This window comes from Marinobacter sp. L-13 (assembly GCF_056857715.1).
The window spans coordinates 162,950-180,579 of record NZ_JBSXNQ010000059.1 but is presented as its reverse complement, the minus strand read 5'-3'; the positions used below and the strand labels follow the sequence as shown (position 1 = coordinate 180,579).

Annotated in this window: 13 protein-coding genes and 4 tRNA genes; 13 read left to right on the top strand and 4 right to left on the bottom strand. The window is 56.8% G+C overall.

Annotated features, from left to right (window positions below; genetic code table 11):
- Positions 1-181 precede the first annotated feature (181 nt).
- Positions 182-1,039: a bifunctional methylenetetrahydrofolate dehydrogenase/methenyltetrahydrofolate cyclohydrolase FolD gene (folD, locus tag AC13DD_RS14345; RefSeq protein WP_041645301.1), complete on the bottom strand. Its 858-nt coding sequence runs from the start codon at positions 1,037-1,039 to the stop codon at positions 182-184.
- 234 nt (positions 1,040-1,273) lie between these two features.
- Between folD and AC13DD_RS14340 the strand changes: the two genes are divergently transcribed.
- From AC13DD_RS14340 to AC13DD_RS14295, 10 genes are all read left to right on the top strand, one after another.
- A tRNA-Pro gene (locus AC13DD_RS14340) sits at positions 1,274-1,350 on the top strand.
- Positions 1,351-1,383: 33 nt separating this feature from the next.
- Positions 1,384-1,460 (top strand) — tRNA-Arg (locus AC13DD_RS14335).
- Between the two features lie 75 nt (positions 1,461-1,535).
- Positions 1,536-1,611 (top strand) — tRNA-His (locus AC13DD_RS14330).
- Positions 1,612-1,690: 79 nt separating this feature from the next.
- Positions 1,691-1,775 (top strand) — tRNA-Leu (locus AC13DD_RS14325).
- Between the two features lie 222 nt (positions 1,776-1,997).
- Positions 1,998-3,302: a trigger factor gene (gene tig / locus AC13DD_RS14320; RefSeq protein WP_008174593.1), complete on the top strand. Its 1,305-nt coding sequence runs from the start codon at positions 1,998-2,000 to the stop codon at positions 3,300-3,302.
- 174 nt (positions 3,303-3,476) lie between these two features.
- Positions 3,477-4,112, top strand: a complete 636-nt coding sequence (gene clpP / locus AC13DD_RS14315) for an ATP-dependent Clp endopeptidase proteolytic subunit ClpP (RefSeq protein ID WP_039882061.1) — start codon at positions 3,477-3,479, stop codon at positions 4,110-4,112.
- Positions 4,113-4,188: 76 nt separating this feature from the next.
- Positions 4,189-5,472, top strand: coding sequence for an ATP-dependent Clp protease ATP-binding subunit ClpX (clpX, locus tag AC13DD_RS14310; protein ID WP_008174598.1), 1,284 nt, complete (start codon positions 4,189-4,191; stop codon positions 5,470-5,472).
- 162 nt (positions 5,473-5,634) lie between these two features.
- Positions 5,635-8,052, top strand: a complete 2,418-nt coding sequence (gene lon / locus AC13DD_RS14305; RefSeq protein WP_482931317.1) for an endopeptidase La — start codon at positions 5,635-5,637, stop codon at positions 8,050-8,052.
- Between the two features lie 238 nt (positions 8,053-8,290).
- On the top strand, positions 8,291-8,563 hold the full coding sequence (locus AC13DD_RS14300; protein ID WP_008174603.1) for an HU family DNA-binding protein: 273 nt from the start codon (positions 8,291-8,293) through the stop codon (positions 8,561-8,563).
- A gap of 156 nt (positions 8,564-8,719) precedes the next feature.
- On the top strand, positions 8,720-10,564 hold the full coding sequence (locus AC13DD_RS14295; protein ID WP_008174605.1) for a SurA N-terminal domain-containing protein: 1,845 nt from the start codon (positions 8,720-8,722) through the stop codon (positions 10,562-10,564).
- 112 nt (positions 10,565-10,676) lie between these two features.
- Here AC13DD_RS14295 and AC13DD_RS14290 read toward each other — a convergent pair whose 3' ends face one another.
- Positions 10,677-11,549: a MurR/RpiR family transcriptional regulator gene (locus AC13DD_RS14290; RefSeq protein WP_008174607.1), complete on the bottom strand. Its 873-nt coding sequence runs from the start codon at positions 11,547-11,549 to the stop codon at positions 10,677-10,679.
- 211 nt (positions 11,550-11,760) lie between these two features.
- Here AC13DD_RS14290 and zwf point away from each other — a divergent pair, with 211 nt between their 5' ends.
- From zwf to AC13DD_RS14275, 3 genes are read left to right on the top strand one after another with little or no spacing between them, the layout of a single operon-like run.
- Positions 11,761-13,236 carry a glucose-6-phosphate dehydrogenase gene (gene zwf, locus AC13DD_RS14285; RefSeq protein WP_482931316.1) on the top strand — a complete coding sequence of 492 codons (1,476 nt, stop codon included), beginning with the start codon at positions 11,761-11,763 and terminating at the stop codon, positions 13,234-13,236.
- The gene (gene pgl / locus AC13DD_RS14280) at positions 13,229-13,942 is read left to right on the top strand and encodes a 6-phosphogluconolactonase (protein ID WP_482931320.1); all 714 of its coding nucleotides are present in this window, start codon (positions 13,229-13,231) and stop codon (positions 13,940-13,942) included. Before zwf ends, pgl begins: the two co-directional genes overlap by 8 nt.
- Before the next feature lie 17 nt (positions 13,943-13,959).
- Positions 13,960-14,619: a bifunctional 4-hydroxy-2-oxoglutarate aldolase/2-dehydro-3-deoxy-phosphogluconate aldolase gene (locus tag AC13DD_RS14275; protein WP_176443034.1), complete on the top strand. Its 660-nt coding sequence runs from the start codon at positions 13,960-13,962 to the stop codon at positions 14,617-14,619.
- 423 nt (positions 14,620-15,042) lie between these two features.
- On the opposite strand, the gene pyk is transcribed toward AC13DD_RS14275, so the two are convergent.
- Together pyk and gap are read right to left on the bottom strand one after the other, a co-directional pair.
- The gene (gene pyk / locus AC13DD_RS14270) at positions 15,043-16,491 is read right to left on the bottom strand and encodes a pyruvate kinase (protein WP_008174617.1); all 1,449 of its coding nucleotides are present in this window, start codon (positions 16,489-16,491) and stop codon (positions 15,043-15,045) included.
- 68 nt (positions 16,492-16,559) lie between these two features.
- Positions 16,560-17,564 (bottom strand): type I glyceraldehyde-3-phosphate dehydrogenase, encoded by a 1,005-nt coding sequence (gap, locus tag AC13DD_RS14265; protein WP_482931315.1) that lies wholly within the window; start codon positions 17,562-17,564, stop codon positions 16,560-16,562.
- Positions 17,565-17,630: the final 66 nt, after the last annotated feature.

The following is a 17,630-nucleotide window of genomic DNA, read 5'->3' as shown; positions in this document are numbered from 1 at the left end:
GTCCTGACGATTGCCTACTTCGACCGGTTGGGAGTGCCGAGACTCTCGTGAACCCTCAACGTCTCGAACCGCCCGGTGCGGACCCGCATGCCGGGTGGTGTGGGAGGGGTGGAGCCTCATGGCTCCCCCCTATCCCGATTGGCACGTCGGATCAGGCAGGGCCTGAACCCTGACTCCGGGCTTAGTCCCTGTGCAAGACATCAGCCGCATAGAGGGTGTTTTGCAGCAGGGTGGCGATGGTCATCGGCCCTACGCCGCCGGGAACCGGCGTTATGTAGGCCGCGCGCTCCGAAGCGGCTGCGAAATCAACGTCGCCATGCAGTTTCCCGTCGTCCATCCGGTTGATGCCCACATCAATCACGGTTGCACCCGGTTTTACCCAATCGCCCTTGATCAGGCCTGGCTTGCCGACGGCTGCAACGAGGATGTCAGCCTCACGAACAAATTTCTCCAGATCCGGCGTGAATCGGTGACACACGGTTGTCGTGGCACCCTTCAATAGCAGCTCCATGCTCATGGGGCGGCCGACGATGTTGGAGGCGCCAACGATGACGGCGTGCTGGCCCTTGTAGGGCGTGTCGATGCTGTCGAGCAGGGTAATGATGCCGGCCGGTGTGCAGGGGCGCAGGGTGGGCTTACGCTGCATCAGGCGACCGATGTTGTATGGATGGAAGCCATCAACGTCTTTATCTGGCCGGATTTTTACCAGAATCGGATCTGCATCGAGATGCGAGGGCAGGGGGAGTTGCACCAGGATCCCGTCCACGGTGGGGTTCTCGTTCAGCTCATCAATCAGTGCTTCCAGCGCTTCCTGGGAAGTGTCTTCCGGCAGATCGTATGAGAGTGAGAGGATTCCCGCCTGGTCGCACGCCTTCCGTTTATTGCCCACGTAAACGTGGGATGCGGGATCGTTGCCGACCAGGACTACGGCCAGTCCGGGCGCCCTGAGCCCCTGTTGGGTTCTTGCTTCCACCCCTGCGGCGACTTGCTGTCTTACTTCGGCGGCAATCTCTTTTCCGTTGATCAGTTTGGCGGTCATGTCTCGTCTTGTCGGTTGGGCATCGGTAAATTGAAGGGTCGGCATTGTCTCATGCTTCCGCCGGAACTCCAATTGGACGGTTGTCTGGGCGGCGCGCGCCGGAACTTTTGTCAGGGCGCTCTGTCACTGAAGAGACTGTTGTTTCAGGGAATTTGGAAATACGTGTTGACGGGACCCTCCGGCGCCGGTAATATGCGCGCCAACTTTGCTGAGGCACTTGTTGTTCAGTTCAGACGGGGTATAGCGCAGTCTGGTAGCGCGCCTGCTTTGGGAGCAGGATGTCGGGAGTTCGAATCTCTCTACCCCGACCAAATTTCTGAATGTTCAGGTGGGCGAACGGTTAAGCGCCCGTAGCTCAGCTGGATAGAGCACCCGCCTTCTAAGCGGGTGGTCGCAGGTTCGAGTCCTGCCGGGCGCGCCATCAAGTCGTTGGCTTGGTCCGCGCCGGAGCGACCGTAACCAGCAAAGTTGAAAAGTAAAGGCATGTCCCGATGTGGTGGACGTAGCTCAGTTGGTAGAGCTCAGGATTGTGACTCCTGCGGTCGAGGGTTCGATCCCCTTCGTCCACCCCACTTTTCTTTCAGAGTAGATTCCGCGTTTGTTGAATAGATTGATGGCAGGCTTGCCATCGGGCATTCTTCATTCTGTTGTGCGCGAGTGGCGGAACTGGTAGACGCGCTGGATTTAGGTTCCAGTGGGGCAACCCGTGAGAGTTCGAGTCTCTCCTCGCGCACCACCCCTTTCTTTTTTCTCTTTCGTCCCCATCTCTGTCTTCAAGATTCGGCCGGTCCCGTGACTGTGCAGCATCAAACTGCATTGCAGGGTGATTCTCTCGGCGGTGCAAAGCATGATAAACTACCGGCTTTTAATTTTCGGTCCTTTTCCGGGAATCTCCCTGGGACCGGACTTTTAGGTTTAATTTCATTCACATACCGAACCTGTAATTTGAGGATCTTCCATGCAAGTGTCTGTTGAAACGACCTCCAACATCGAGCGTCGAATGACGATTGGTGTGCCCGCCCAGGAAATCGACCAGGCGGTCCAGAAACGCCTGCAGGAAACAGCGCGTACCGTGCGCCTGAACGGTTTCCGTCCGGGTAAGGTGCCCATGAGCGTCGTCAAGCGTCGTTTCGGTGACAGCGTCCGCCAGGAAATCGTTGGCGAGGTTATGCGCGACAACTACATCAAGGCACTGCAGGAACAGGATATCAACCCGGCAGGTTGGCCGAAGTTCGAGCCAAAGACCATGGAAGAGGGCAAAGACCTTGAATTTGTCGCCATCTTCGAAGTGCTGCCGGAAATCGAGCTGGGCGATCTCAGCAAGATTTCAGTCGAGAAGCTGACTTCCGAGATCACCGACAAAGATGTCGACAACATGATCGACAACCTGCGTCGTCAGCAGGCCACCATGAAAGAAGTCAAGCGCAAGTCCAAAAACAAGGACGTGCTGACCATTGACTTCAAAGGTTTTATCGACGGTGAAGAATTCGAAGGCGGAGCCGCTGAAGGCCATCGTCTGACTCTGGGCTCCGGCCAGATGATTCCGGGCTTTGAGAAGGCCATCGTTGGTGGTAAGGCCGGCGAAGACATGGAAATTGAGGTTACCTTCCCGGAGGATTACCACAACGAAGATCTGGCGGGTAAGCCGGCCAAGTTCGAGATCAAGATTCACAAGGTTGAAGAGCCGCAGTTGCCGGAACTCGACACCGAATTCTTCAAGAAGTTCGGTATTGATGCCGAAGACGAAGCGACTTTCCGCGAAGAAGTCAAAAAGAACATGGAGCGCGAGCTCAAGCAGGCGGTTTCCAACAAGGTCAAGAACGACGTTGTTGACGGTCTGCTGGAAACCACTGAGCTGGATATTCCGGCTGCCCTGGTTGATCAGGAAATCGATCGTCTCCGTCAGGACGCCGTCCAGCGTTTCGGCGGCCAGATTGATCCGCAGCAGCTGCCCAAGGAAATTTTCCAGGAGCAGGCTGAGCGCCGCGTGAAGACTGGCCTGCTGTTCCAGGAAGTGGTCAAGAAAAACGACCTGAAAGCCGACCCGGCCAAGGTAGACGAAAAGATCCAGGAGATCGCGTCTACGTATGAACAGCCAGAAGAAGTGGTTGCACACTTCAACAGCAACCCGGAGCAGAAGTCTCAGATTGAGTCTTCAGTCCTGGAAGATGCAGTTGTTGACCACGTGCTGGAGCAGGCCCAGGTCAAAGAAAAGAAAGTCAAATATGAAGAGGCCGTTCAGGCCGGTCAGCCCCAGCGCTGATTTTGCCCGGGATCGGAGTAGAAAGCCGGTCCCGAAGGCCGACCCCTGAGAACAGCCGGCATGCCCGGCTGTTTTCATCTGGGGCCGCTGCTGGCAAAGTATGGGGTGCAACTTTATTGAAACTGCCGTGGCGCGAGTCCACGACCCATTGTCCATAAGGAGTTCAGGCGCATCATGACGCAGAAACCAATTGATGGTCCCGCAATGGTTACCAATTCCGGACTGGTACCGATTGTTATCGAGCAGACAGCTCGCGGCGAGCGGTCGTTCGACATTTATTCCCGTCTGCTCAAGGAGCGGGTGATCTTCATGGTGGGTCCGGTTGAGGACCACATGGCGAATCTGATTGTGGCCCAGCTCCTGTTCCTCGAGTCTGAAAACCCGGACAAGGATATTCACCTCTATATCAACAGCCCCGGCGGCTCGGTAACTGCAGGTATGTCTATCTACGACACCATGCAGTTTATCAAGCCGGATGTAGCCACACTTTGTGTTGGCCAGGCGGCCAGCATGGGTGCCTTCCTTTTGGCGGGCGGTGCTGCCGGGAAGCGGGCGTGTCTGCCGAACTCCCGAGTGATGATCCACCAGCCGCTGGGTGGCTATCAGGGTCAGGCAACGGATATCGAGATTCACACCCGTGAAATCCTGAAGATTCGTCATACCCTGAATTCGATCCTGGCCCATCACACCGGTCAGGATCTGGAGACTATCGCCAAGGATACGGACCGTGACAACTTCATGGATCCGGCTCAGGCGAAAGAGTATGGGCTGATCGATTCAATACTTGATAAGCGCGTACCGAATAAATAATACTGGAAGTAATCGCATCATACTTGGCCGGCGTATCAGGCAGTGACGCCGGCAAAACGAGATCAGAGGTATTTCAATGGCAGATGAAAGAAACGGCAGGGGCGACGATAACGGCAAGTTGCTCTACTGCTCGTTTTGTGGAAAGAGCCAGCATGAAGTCCGAAAGCTCATTGCAGGGCCCTCGGTGTTCATCTGCGACGAGTGTGTCGACCTGTGCAATGACATTATCCGGGAGGAAATCCAGGAGAATGCACAGGAAGAGCCGAGCGATCGCCTTCCTACACCGGCCGAGATCCGCAATACCCTTGATGAATACGTGATTGGTCAGGATCGGGCCAAGGTCGTCTTGTCGGTGGCGGTCTACAACCACTACAAGCGTTTGCGTTATGGCGAAGGCAAGGGTGATGTCGAGCTAGGCAAGAGTAACATTCTGCTGATTGGCCCAACCGGTAGTGGTAAAACTCTGCTGGCCGAGACTCTGGCGCGGATGCTGAACGTGCCCTTCACGATCGCCGACGCCACCACGCTGACTGAAGCCGGCTACGTTGGTGAGGATGTCGAGAACATCATCCAGAAGCTGCTGCAGAAATGCGATTACGATGTCGACAAGGCTCAGCGGGGCATAGTCTACATTGACGAGATCGACAAGATTTCCCGCAAGTCTGACAACCCTTCCATTACCCGGGATGTTTCCGGTGAGGGTGTTCAGCAGGCACTGTTGAAGCTGATCGAGGGTACCGTTGCATCGGTCCCGCCGCAGGGAGGTCGCAAGCATCCGCAGCAGGAATTCCTGCAGGTTGATACCGGCAATATGCTGTTTATCTGCGGTGGCGCCTTTGCCGGATTGGACAAGGTAATTCGCGAGCGTACCGAGAAGAACAGCATCGGTTTCTCTGCTTCGGTTGCCAGTCAGGACGATGCCAAGAACACCGGCGACGTTATCAAGGATGTGGAGACCGAGGACCTCGTGAAGTACGGCCTGATTCCGGAGTTTGTGGGTCGTTTGCCGGTAGTGGCAACCCTAAACGAACTTGATGAAGAAGCGCTGGTGCAGATTCTGACCGAGCCCAAGAACTCCCTGACCAAGCAGTACCAGAAGCTGTTTGATATGGAAGGGGTCGAGCTTGATTTTCGTGAAGATGCGCTTCGGGCTGTTGCCCGCAAGGCCATGGAGAGAAAGACAGGCGCCCGTGGTCTGCGTTCCATTATGGAAGCGACGCTTCTGGACACCATGTACCAGATTCCCTCTGAGCATGACGTGACCAAAGTGGTGATCGATGAGAGCGTGATCAGCGGGGACTCCGAGCCCTTCAAGATTTACGCCAGCAGTGATCACGCCAAGGCTGTGCCCGAGGATTGAGTCTAGGTTAGCGGTTGAAATGAAGAGGGGCGGCAACGCCCCTTTTCGCGTTTTTGTATCGCGATATTCCTGCCCTGTTTCGTTTGGTAAAAAGATTGCAATTTTTGCGGGCGCCCCAATGAAGGGTGATATGCTGAAAGAAATACCGTCAGAGGATTCCCAATGACCCGTATACCCGAAGATGCCGTGCAAGAGTACCCGCTGCTTCCGCTGCGTGACGTAGTGGTGTTTCCGCACATGGTGGTCCCACTGTTTGTGGGCCGAGAAAAATCCATTCAGGCTCTCGAAGCCGCGATGGAAGGAAGCAAGGAAATCCTCCTGGTAGCCCAGAAAGACGCCTCTACTGATGAGCCGGGTCCGAAGGATGTGTTCGAGATGGGCACGCTGGCAACGGTTCTGCAGATGCTTCGCCTGCCCGATGGCACCGTCAAGGTGTTGGTAGAGGGCAACGCCCGAGCCACCATCAGCGATATCTCCGAGGGTGAGTACCTGTCCGGTGGCGCTGTCCTGATGGATGAAGAAGGGCTGCCCGAGCGCGAGCAGGAGGTCCTGATAAAGACCCTGATGGACGACTTCGAGAAGTACGTGAAACTCTCCAAAAAGGTCCCTTCCGAGGTCTCCAATGCTCTCACCGGTATTGAGGAGCTTGAACGCCTGGCCGACACCATGGCTGCTCACCTGGAAATGCGTATTCCGGAAAAGCAGGAACTGCTGGAAGCGCTGGATATCCGCAAGCGGGTGGACTTGCTGCTCGGTAAGCTGGATGGCGAAATCGACCTGATCGAGGTTGAGAAGCGCATCCGTGGCCGCGTGAAAAAGCAGATGGAGCGCAGCCAGCGCGAGTACTACCTGAACGAACAGATGAAGGCTATCCAGAAAGAGATGGGTAACCTGGGCGAAGGCAACAACGACTTCGAAGAGCTTGAGCAGAAGCTGGAAGAAGCCGGATTGCCGGAAGAGGCCCGCAAAAAGACTGAAACGGAGCTGAACAAGCTCAAGATGATGTCTCCGATGTCTGCGGAAGCGACCGTCGTCCGTGGTTATATTGACTGGATGCTGGCGATTCCCTGGAAGAAGCGCAGCCGTGTCCGTCACGACATCGAAAAAGCCCGTGAAATTCTCGATCGGGACCACTATGGCCTCGATGAAGTCAAAAAGCGTATTCTCGAATACCTTGCGGTTCAGAGCCGTGTGAAGAAGGTCAAGGGTCCTGTGCTCTGCCTGGTTGGTCCTCCCGGTGTGGGCAAGACTTCGCTCGGTCAGTCCATTGCCCGTGCGACCAACCGGAAGTACACCCGGATGGCCCTGGGCGGCGTGCGTGATGAAGCTGAAATCCGCGGCCACCGGAAGACCTACATTGGTGCGTTGCCCGGCAAGCTTCTTCAGAAGCTGTCCAAGGTGGGCGTGAAGAATCCGCTGTTCCTGTTCGATGAAATTGACAAGATGGGCATGGATCATCGTGGTGATCCGGCCTCAGCGCTGCTGGAGGTCCTCGACCCGGAACAGAATCACACCTTCAACGATCACTACCTCGAAGTGGATTACGATCTCTCCGATGTGATGTTCGTGTGTACCTCCAACTCCATGGACATTCCTCCCGCCCTGCTGGACCGGATGGAAATCATCCGTATCCCGGGTTACACGGAGGACGAGAAGGTCAATATTGCGCTGCGTTATCTGTTGCCGAAGCAGATCAAGGCCAACGGCCTGCGCAAGGATGAGCTCAAGTTGCCAGAGGACACCCTTCGCGACCTGATCCGCTACTACACCCGTGAAGCCGGTGTACGTGGCCTGGAGCGCGAGATTGCCAAGATCTGCCGCAAGGTGGTGCGTGACCATGTGGAGAGCGGAGAGAAGGTCTCTGTCACTCTCACGCAGGACATGCTCGAAGATTACTCGGGGGTCAAAAAATTCAAGTACGGCCTCGCCGAGGAAAAGAACGAGATTGGTCAGGTGACCGGTCTGGCTTGGACCCAGGTGGGTGGCGAACTGCTGCATATTGAGTGCGCCCTCACGCCTGGCAAGGGCCGGGTCGTGAAGACGGGTTCCCTGGGTGATGTCATGCAGGAGTCCATCCAGACGGCATTGACGGTGGTACGTAGCCGGGCACCCGGTCTTGGAATTGCCGATGATTTCCACGAGAAGCACGATCTGCACGTGCATGTACCGGAGGGTGCGACACCGAAAGATGGTCCCAGTGCCGGTATCGGTATGTGCACAGCGCTGGTTTCTTCTCTGACCAAGATTCCGGTTCGCGCCGACGTTGCAATGACCGGTGAAATCACTCTGCGTGGACGTGTTCTTGCCATCGGTGGGTTGAAAGAAAAGCTTCTGGCAGCGCATCGGGGTGGCATCAAGACGGTGATCATTCCGGATGAGAATGTCAGGGATCTCAAGGAGATACCTGAAAACATCAAGGAGTCGCTGGAGATTCGTCCTGTGAAGTGGATCGACGAAGTGCTGGATATTGCACTGGCCTATCCACCCGAGCCCAGGGCTGAAGATTCATCTCCGGAAACGGGTTCTGGCAAGCCGCGTGACGAAGAAGGCGACGCGTCAGAGCGCATAAATACACATTAAAGCCTTGATGAGTTGTTGACATGCCTGAGAGCCCATTGGTATAACTGTTTCGCCGTGAAGCAGCCAATACCAAGGGCTCCCGCGCAGTCAGTCCCTATTCCGAATGCCGGTATAAAGCCGAAAGGAATAAGAAAAGTGAAGAATGGAATTCTCCGACCGCTTATGCGATAGTCGAGAACGTCCGAGAAAAAACAAACCAACCTATAACATCTTCAACCTGAAATCGAAGGGGTTTAGTGTGAACAAGTCCGAACTTATCGATGCAATTGCAGAGTCCGCAGATATCTCCAAAGCCGCCGCTGGCCGTGCTCTGGACGCAATGACCAACTCAATCACCGGTGCCCTGAAAAAAGGCGATCAGGTAACTCTGATCGGTTTTGGTACCTTCTCCGTAAAAGAGCGTGCTGCTCGTACCGGTCGTAACCCGCAGACTGGTGCCGAGATCAAGATTCCGGCCTCCAAAGTGCCTGGGTTCAAAGCAGGCAAGGCCCTGAAAGACGCCGTTAAGTAACGGTTCTTTCTCCGGTGGCTTCTGTCGCAGGAAGCCACCCAAGAAGAATTCAAGGCGCATTCCACACCGGGTGCGCCTTTTTACGTTAGGTCCGCCCTTCGCCGCGCGCTGAAACGAATAAAACTGCACTACCTTGAACAGGGATCCGGGAGAAACATGCTTCAAGATATTCGGAACAATGCCCAGGGCACGATCGCCAAGGTCATCATTGGTCTTCTTATTGTGTCGCTATCCATCTGGGGGATGGACGCCATTGTCGGCGGCTTCTCCGGCGAGCCTGAGGTGGCAACCGTCAACGGCGAGGATATTACCGAGCGGGAGTTTCTCCGCGTGGTCCAGATGGAGAGCCAGCGCCGGCTATCCAGAATGGAAAACCCGGATCCCTCGATGCTTGACGAAGACCAGATTCGCACAGACGTTCTGGATTCCCTGATCCAGGAGCAGGTCCTGATCCAGGATGCCAACGCTCAGGGACTGGAGCTCAATGATGCTGATATCGATGCGTTGATTACCCAGATGCCGCAGTTCCAGGTGGATGGCCAGTTCAATCGCGACCGCTTTGTGGCCACAGTCCGTAATATGGGCATGGGCGTGGGCGAGTTTCGGGAAGCCATGCGCAAGCAATATGTGGTGAACCAGATCCGTGCGGGTATCGTTCAGAGTGGCCTGGTGGCGGATGAGAATGCCGAGCAGCTGCTCCAGATTCAGAACCAGACACGCAGTTTCCGGGTACTGGATATTCCTGCCAGCTCAGTGGCGGACGCGGTATCGGTTTCTGATGCTGACGTTGAAGCCTTTTATGAAGAAAACTCGGGTGCGTTTCAGCAGCCGGAGCGTGTAGACGCTGCCTACATCACGCTTTCGCTGGGTGCCCTTGCTGAGAGCATTGAAGTTGACGATGCGGAGCTTCAGGCCTATTACGAGCAGCAGGCTGCCGATCTGGCCAGTGAGGAGCGTCGGGCGTCCCACATCCTGATCGAAGAGGGCAGTGACGCAGACGAAACCATGGCAACGATCCAGGAGCGCCTGGCGGCCGGGGAGTCATTTGCTGACCTGGCGCGGGAGTATTCCATTGATACCGTTTCGGCCGAAGACGGCGGCGACCTGGGCTATGCCGGTCGTGGCATTTACGCCGAGCCCTTCGAGGAAGCCCTGTTTGCCCTTGAGGAAGGCGAAGTTTCCGAGCCGGTTCGGACATCGTTCGGGGTTCATCTTATTCGCCTCGAGGATGTCAGGGAGTCCGAGGTGCCGTCTCTGGATGAAATGGAAGACCAGCTCCGTCGTGAGCTGGCCCGTGAAAAGGCTCGTGAGCAGTTTGCTGAAGTCCGGGCAGAGCTTGCCGACTCCGCGTATGCCGCCGATGATCTGGCCGGCCCTGCCGAAGAGCTCGGGCTTGAGGTGCGGGAGGCCAACGGCGTTACCCGTGACGGTGGTCAGGCGCCGTTTGACCACGCCGGTCTGGTACGACAGTTGTTTTCCGAAGATGTCCTCGACGCGGGTTACAACACCGAGTTGATCGATGTGGGTGACAACGTGTCTGTCGTTGCCCGGGTGAATAAGTATCATGAAGCCGAGCAGCTGCCCCTGGATCAGGTTCGCGATCAGATCCGGACGACGCTGGAGCAGCGCAAGACGCGGGAAGCTCTTTCTGAAAGGGCTGACGCGATTATCGCTGACCTTGAGTCAGGTGAGAGCCCCGAGGGTATTGGTGAGTGGTCCAGCTATGAAGGGCTGGCACGGAACGCGTCCGAGGCAGGTCCCGCCATTCTCCAGCAGGTGTTTTCTTTGCCGCGCCCGGCGGATGGCGCCCGGTTTGGCAAGGCTGTGATGGCCAATTCTGCCGCGGTGATCGCGCTGGACGAGGTCACGGACGGGCAGGTCTCGGAAGATGGCACCGAACTGAACCAGCTTCGGGAATTCCTGGCATCTCTCGAAGGCCAGAGGGAATACGCTGCGTACCAGCAGTTCCTTCGAAACCGGGCGGAGGTCGAGAGACCCTGATATCCGCCTCATGAAAAAGGCGCCGAATGGCGCCCCGCGATCAACGAAAAGCCCGGTGCGAATGCCCGGGCTTTCTTGTATCTGCTGACCTCTTCTATTGTGGCACTGAGGCTCAGGTCGGTGGGAAGCGGGTGGGCTTGAGGCTTTCCTTGATCTTCTTGAGGTGCCCGAGGAAATCCGCGCCGCGTTTGAGGGTTACGCCGGTTGCAAGAATGTCGATAACGCTCAGATGAATGATCCGAGAGGACATTGGCATATAGACCTCAGTGTCCTCCGGCGCGGTGACGCCCAGCACCACCGTGCAGCTTTCCGCCAGGGGGGAATCGGGGTTGGTGATACCGATCACCGTAGCACCGTTGGCCCGCGCAAGTTGTGCGATATCCACGGTTTCCCGGGTGCGGCCCGTGTAGGAAATGAGCACGATAACATCGCCCACGTTTGCTCCGGCCGCCACCATGCGCTGCATCAGGGCGTCGTCGTAGGACATGACCGGGATATTGAAGCGGAAAAACTTGTGCTGGGCATCCATAGCCACAGCAGCAGATCCGCCCATGCCAAAGAAATTGATCTGTTTGGCCTGGATCAGGTAATCAATGGCCGTTGCCAGGGCTTTCGGGTCGAGCGCTTGCCGAGCCTTGTCCAGGCTGGCAATGGTACTGAGCATGATCTTGTCTGCGAATTCGGCAACGGTGTCGTCGGGCTCCACGTTCTGGCCGATATAGGGGGTGCCGGTAGCGATACTCTGGGCGAGGCGAATCTTGAAATCCGGGAAACCTGTTGCCGAGAAACCCCGGCAGAAACGGTTAACGGTGGGTTCGCTGACGTCGGCGGCTCTCGCCAGGGCAGCTATGCTGTAACGGGTGGCCGCGCTTGGGTCACGGAGAATGGCCTCGGCCACTTTCCGCTCGGATTTGTTAAGGGTCTCCAGCCTGGACTGGATGTCCTCAAGCAGATTGTCGTCACGGTGCGCCTGGTTCGCGGCCATCAATGGTACTCCCTGAATCATGGGCGGTCGTTGTCTTGAAAACGCGGTGATTATACCGCTTTTTTACCGGTTTTGGGGTAGTAAAAGTATCACGAAACGCAGTTTTTTCTTGGAAAAACGATTTTTGGATGTCATTATTTGTTTAAAATTACTACATCGAGTCCGGTCGTCGAGTTTTTGCGACGGACTGCCCACCAGAGAGAAGGAACCAATGGTCAACAAGATCAATACCCGTTGTGACCTGATGCTATTCGGAGCGTTGGGCGACCTCGCCCAGCGAAAACTGTTTCCGGCCCTGTACCAGCTGGAGCGAGCCCACCTCCTGGCCGACGGCAGCCGGGTGCTGGCTATTGCCCGGACGGAGGCCGATACCGAAACCGTGCGCCAGCAGTTGTTTGACAAGCTGAAGCAGTACGTAAAGCCGGAAGAGTTCGATGCTGGACTGGCCGAATCCTTTCTGAAGCGGGTCGATTACCAGATTCTGGATTTTAACGAACCCGATGCATTTGCTGTGCTCAACGAGTGGCGTGATGACGCCAATAATGAGCTTATTGTTTATATGGCCACCCCGCCGTCCATGTATGGCGTCATAGCCCGAAACCTGCGGGCCGCCAGTTGCTGCACCGAGAAGACGCGGGTGGTGGTCGAGAAGCCGATCGGTCACGACCTGGAGTCGTCGAAGGTGATCAACGATGAGCTTGGCGAGGTCTACAACGAGAACCAGCTGTTCCGGATTGATCATTACCTGGGTAAGGAAACGGTCCAGAACCTGATCGCTCTGCGTTTTGCCAATAACCTGTTTGCCTCCCAGTGGGACCAGAACCACATTTCCCACGTGGAGATCACGGTGGCCGAGAGCGTTGGCATCGAGGGGCGGTGGGGCTATTTCGACAAAGCTGGCCAGATTCGCGATATGATCCAGAATCACCTACTTCAGCTGCTGTGCCTGATCGCCATGGACCCGCCCTCGGACCTGTCTGCCGACAGCATCCGGGATGAGAAAGTCAAGGTTCTCAAGGCCTTGAAGCGCATTACGCCCGATATGATGGACAGTTACGTGGTGCGTGGCCAGTACACCGCCGGCACCAGTAACGGCAGGCCGGTGCCCGGCTATCTGGAGGAGGAGGGGGCAAACAAGGGCAGCGCTACTGAAACTTTCGTTGCCCTGAAAGCAGAGATCGACAACTGGCGCTGGTCGGGTGTCCCGTTTTACATTCGCACTGGTAAACGCCTACCCGAAAAGCTGTCCCAGATCATCATCCACTTCAAGCCTGCGCCGCATTACATTTTTGATCCGGACCAGAAGCACCTCGCCAACAACAAGCTGATTATCCGTCTTCAGCCTGACGAAGGCATGGCCCTGAAGATCCTCACCAAGGACCAGGGCCTGGATAAGGGCATGCGACTTCGTCAAGGCCCTCTGGAGCTCACCTTTTCTGAGACCTTTGTTACCGATCGGATTCCCGATGCCTACGAGCGTTTGCTTTGGGAGGTAATGAAGGGTAACCAGTACCTGTTCGTGCGCCGTGACGAGGTGGAGTATGCCTGGCGCTGGGTCGATCAGGTTATTCGGAACTGGAAGGATGGCGGCGAGCCGCCAAAACGTTACGCGGCGGGAACCTGGGGCCCTGTTGCTTCCATCGCCATGATTACCCGGGATGGCAGGAGCTGGTATGAAGATGTGTGATCTGCGTTTGCCCGAGGGTGTCAGCGACCGTTCAGGTGAAACGGCTGATGGCGTGGCCCTGGATCTTGCTGCTGCCGTGGCGGGATTTCTGACGGCCCGCCTGAGAGAAGAGCCCAGGGCGAGCCTGGTGGTATCCGGCGGTTCCACGCCGCTGCCATTTTTCAGAGCGCTGTCCGGCAAGGATCTGGACTGGGGCAGGGTAGACGTTCTGCTGGCGGATGAGCGTTGGGTGGAAGAAAACGATGACGCCAGCAATACCCGCCTGGTTCGGGAGAACCTGCTGCAGAATAAGGCGGCCTCGGCCCGGTTCCTGTCGCTCAAACAGCCTGGTGCGACACCCTCAGAGGGTCTTGAGCGAGTGAAGGCCGAGCTCGCGAACCTGGCCCTGCCCATCGACGTGCTGATTCTTGGTATGGGCAACGACGGCCATACCGCCTCACTGTTTCCCGACGCACCCGAATTGGAAAGTGCGATGAATCCTGGATGCCAGGAAATCGTTGCGCCCGCCACGCCCGCGTCGCAGCCGCAGAAACGCATCACCTTGACCTGGCCACCCCTTAGAGATGCCCGGTTCACCGCGTTGCATCTGAAGGGCGAGGACAAACTGCAGACACTGGACCGTGCTATGTCTGAACCGGACAAGGTGCTCGAGATGCCAATCAGAGCTTTCCTGAAACCAGGCCTCCAGGTGTTCTGGAGTCCCTGAAACGCCCGACATTTGTTATGGAGAAAACCGTGAGCCAACTTTCCGATTACCATCGCGAGCGCGTCAGGGCAGTACTGCAATCCTCACCCCTGGTGCCGGTCATCGCCATTCAGGACCTCGACGACGCCGTGCCCCTTTGCCAGGCTCTCGTTGATGGCGGCATCAACGTCCTCGAAATTACCCTGCGCACTGAACACGGCCTAAAAGCCATCGAAGAAGTCCGCAAAGCCATCCCGGATGCGTGGGTCGGGGCGGGCACCGTTACCAGCATTGCCCAGTACCGACAGGTAGAGGCCGCTGGCGCCCAGTTCGTAATCACCCCGGGCGTAACCGAAGCCATCCTGGAATTCGGCCTGACCTCCGAGGCCCCGCTGTTGCCAGGCATTGCCACCATCTCGGAAATGATGGTTGGCTATAACCTCGGCTACCGCGAATTCAAATTCTTCCCCGCCGAAGTCGCCGGCGGCATCCCGGCCCTCAAAGCCTTCAGCGGGCCATTCCCGGACGTCACCTTCTGTCCAACCGGCGGCATACGCCGCAACACCGCAGCCGACTACCTGGCCCTCGGCAACGTCCAGGCCGTTGGTGGCACCTGGTTGACCCCAGCGGACGTGGTGGCGGCCAAAGACTGGTCGCAGATTACGGAGATTGCGCGGGGGAGTCTGGCTGATCTCTGACTTCCGACTTGGTTTCCCAGACTGGAAGTTTTGGAGTGGACGCGCTTTGGGGCAGGGCTCCCGGGAAACGCTACGAGCACATCCATGTGCGCTTGGCGCTGGCCATCCTTGGCCAGCGACATTCCCGGAAACCCTGCCCCAAAGTGCTTGTCATACCTTCCGATAACGCCTGCGGTTAATCCGATCTACATCCTGCTTTCTTAATATTCGAGAAGCTGTCAGACCGAGATAACTGGAAAATTCTGAAGGAGGGAGTGGGGTTCCCCTTTCCAAAAATGTCTGTGGCCAAGGATGGCCACAGCCAAGCGCACATGGATGTGCTCGTAGCGGTTTTTGGAAAGGGGAACCCCACTGCCGCCGGCACAGACCCTCAGGCTACAAGGTCAAGCGCCAAGCGACAGAGGGCTGGAAAGAAAAAGAGAATCAGCGAATATCAGAACCAACCCGAACAATCTTCATAGTATTGGTCCCACCCTGGGCATTCACATAGTCACCCTTGGTAATCACCACCAGATCACCATCCTTGACTGCCCCGCGATTCACCAGCTCCGACACCGCCAACGCATTGGTCCGCTCGTTCGGAATCTTGGCTGAATCGAAAGGCACCGTCTGAACGCCACGGAACATAACGACCCGATGCTGGGTGGAGTGATGGCGCGAAAACGCAAAGATTGGCAGGCTCGACTTGATGCGGGACATCAACCTCGGCGTGGCACCCGTCTCGGTCATGCAGATAATGGCCGAGACACCCTCAAGGTGGTTCGCGGCGTACATGGCGGAAAGAGCGATAGCTTCATCAACTTCCTCCATGCTCTCGTGAATGCGGTGTTTGGACTGATGCATCGACGGATGCTTCTCTGCGCCCAGGCAAATGCGCACCATGGCTTCGACTGCTTCCTTGGGATAATCACCCACGGCCGTTTCCGCAGACAGCATCACTGCATCGGTATAGTCCATCACCGCGTTGGCAACGTCTGAGACTTCGGCTCGCGTTGGCATCGGGCTGGTGATCATCGACTCCATCATCTGCGTGGCCGTGATCACCGCGCGGTTGAGAACGCGGGCGCGGGAGATGATGTGCTTCTGTACGCCCACCAACTGGGCGTCGCCGATTTCAACGGCGAGGTCGCCGCGGGCAACCATGACCGCATCGGATGCTTCGATTACTGCGTCCAGGGCTTCCACATCATCGGCCAGTTCCGCGCGCTCAATTTTTGCGACCAGGCCTGCGTCGGAGCCGGCCTCTTTCAGCAGGCGCCGGGCGATGTGCATATCCTCGGCAGTACGCACAAACGAAACCGCCACGTAATCCGCGCCCAGTTTGGCGGCCGTCACGATGTCCTGTTTGTCTTTCTCCGTCAGCGCCTCGGCGGACAGGCCGCCGCCGCGCTTGTTCAGGCCCTTGTTATTCGAGAGCGGGCCTCCGATAAGCACGGTGGAAGTGATGCTGTGGTCGCTGACCGACTGCACTTCCATCTCAATGCGGCCATCGTCCAGAACCAGAATGTCTCCCGGTTCCACATCTTCGATCAGTTGCTCGTAGTCGATGCCGACCTTTTCCTCGGTACCCGCCTCCTTGTCCATGGCAGCGTCCAGGATAAACGTCTGGCCTGCCTTGAGGGTGACCTTGTTCTCCGAGAACCGTGCGATGCGCAACTTGGGGCCCTGCAAATCGGCCAGCAAAGCGACAAACCGGCCTTGGGCCGCTGCTGCTTCGCGAACCCGGCGAGCGCGGCCGATGTGCTCCTCGGCGCTGCCGTGGGAAAAGTTAAGTCGGGTAACGTCTACACCGGCGGCGATAATGGCCGCGAGGGATTCCGGTGAGTCGGTGGCGGGGCCGAGGGTGGCGACAATCTTGGTACGCCTGAGCATGGTTGGTGTCCTTTGGTTCTTCAAAATGGTCTCGAACAGAGTAGCGGAATCAGCCGGAACGGCCAGATTTACTGGCCGGCATTGATCAGTGCGAGGGCATTATCCAGCATCCGGTTCGAGAAACCCCATTCATTGTCGTACCAGGCCATGACTTTTACGTGACGACCCAGAACCCGTGTGTGGTTGGCGTCATAAATGCTGGAGAGCGCATTGTGATTGAAGTCCACGCTCACCAGTTTCTCGACATTATAGCCAAGAACCGGATTTTGCTCGGCAGCTGCTTTGACCGCTTCGTTCACTTCTTCTGCAGTTGTTTCCCGGCTGGCAATGAAGCCGAAATCCACCAGTGATACGTTAATGGTGGGTACCCGAACCGCCAGGCCATCGAGTTTGCCCTCAAGCTCCGGAATAACCTTGCCAATGGCGGCAGCAGCGCCGGTCTTGGTTGGAATCATCGACTGGGTGGCAGAGCGTGCCCGATAGAGATCGGAATGGTAAACGTCGCTCAGCTTCTGATCGTTGGTGTAGGAGTGGATGGTGGTCATCAGGCCACTCTCGATGCCAATGGTCTTTTGCAGGGCTTCAACAACCGGTGCCAAGCAGTTCGTGGTGCAGGACGCGTTGGAAATGATGTCGTGGTCGGCGGTCAGTGTTTCGTGGTTTACGCCGTAAACGATCATTGCATCCGCATCGGGGCTGGGCGCCGAGATGATGACCTTGCGGGCGCCGGCCTTCAGGTGCGCCGCTGCCTTGTCGCGTCTGGTAAAAAGGCCGGTACACTCGAAAACAACATCAACACGATGATCTTTCCAGGGCAGTTCCTCGGGATTGCGGAGAGCGGTAATGGCAATCCTGTCCCCGTTGACGGTCAGGGATTCGGCGTCGTGGCTGACATCGGCCTCAAATCGACCATGAACACTGTCATACTTGAGCAGATGGGCGTTGGTTTCGGCGTCGCCAAGGTCGTTAATGGCAACAACCTGTAGCTGGCTCCGGTAGTTATTTTCATACAATGCTCTGAGAACATTGCGACCGATGCGGCCAAAACCGTTGATTGCGATACGGATCGTCATTGTCTGACTCCTTGGGTGGTCGTTTTTTGTTCGTTTTACCTCAGTAATGTAGTAAATATAACAACA

Coding starts and splice junctions, on each gene's coding strand:
- AC13DD_RS14275 (WP_176443034.1), top strand. CDS start 13,960: ATGGAGAAAACCGTGAGCCAACTTTCCGATTACCATCGCGAGCGCGTC.
- clpP (WP_039882061.1), top strand. CDS start 3,477: ATGACGCAGAAACCAATTGATGGTCCCGCAATGGTTACCAATTCCGGA.
- clpX (WP_008174598.1), top strand. CDS start 4,189: ATGGCAGATGAAAGAAACGGCAGGGGCGACGATAACGGCAAGTTGCTC.
- folD (WP_041645301.1), bottom strand. CDS start 1,039: ATGACCGCCAAACTGATCAACGGAAAAGAGATTGCCGCCGAAGTAAGA.
- AC13DD_RS14295 (WP_008174605.1), top strand. CDS start 8,720: ATGCTTCAAGATATTCGGAACAATGCCCAGGGCACGATCGCCAAGGTC.
- pgl (WP_482931320.1), top strand. CDS start 13,229: ATGTGTGATCTGCGTTTGCCCGAGGGTGTCAGCGACCGTTCAGGTGAA.
- zwf (WP_482931316.1), top strand. CDS start 11,761: ATGGTCAACAAGATCAATACCCGTTGTGACCTGATGCTATTCGGAGCG.
- AC13DD_RS14290 (WP_008174607.1), bottom strand. CDS start 11,549: ATGGCCGCGAACCAGGCGCACCGTGACGACAATCTGCTTGAGGACATC.
- lon (WP_482931317.1), top strand. CDS start 5,635: ATGACCCGTATACCCGAAGATGCCGTGCAAGAGTACCCGCTGCTTCCG.
- pyk (WP_008174617.1), bottom strand. CDS start 16,491: ATGCTCAGGCGTACCAAGATTGTCGCCACCCTCGGCCCCGCCACCGAC.
- gap (WP_482931315.1), bottom strand. CDS start 17,564: ATGACGATCCGTATCGCAATCAACGGTTTTGGCCGCATCGGTCGCAAT.
- tig (WP_008174593.1), top strand. CDS start 1,998: ATGCAAGTGTCTGTTGAAACGACCTCCAACATCGAGCGTCGAATGACG.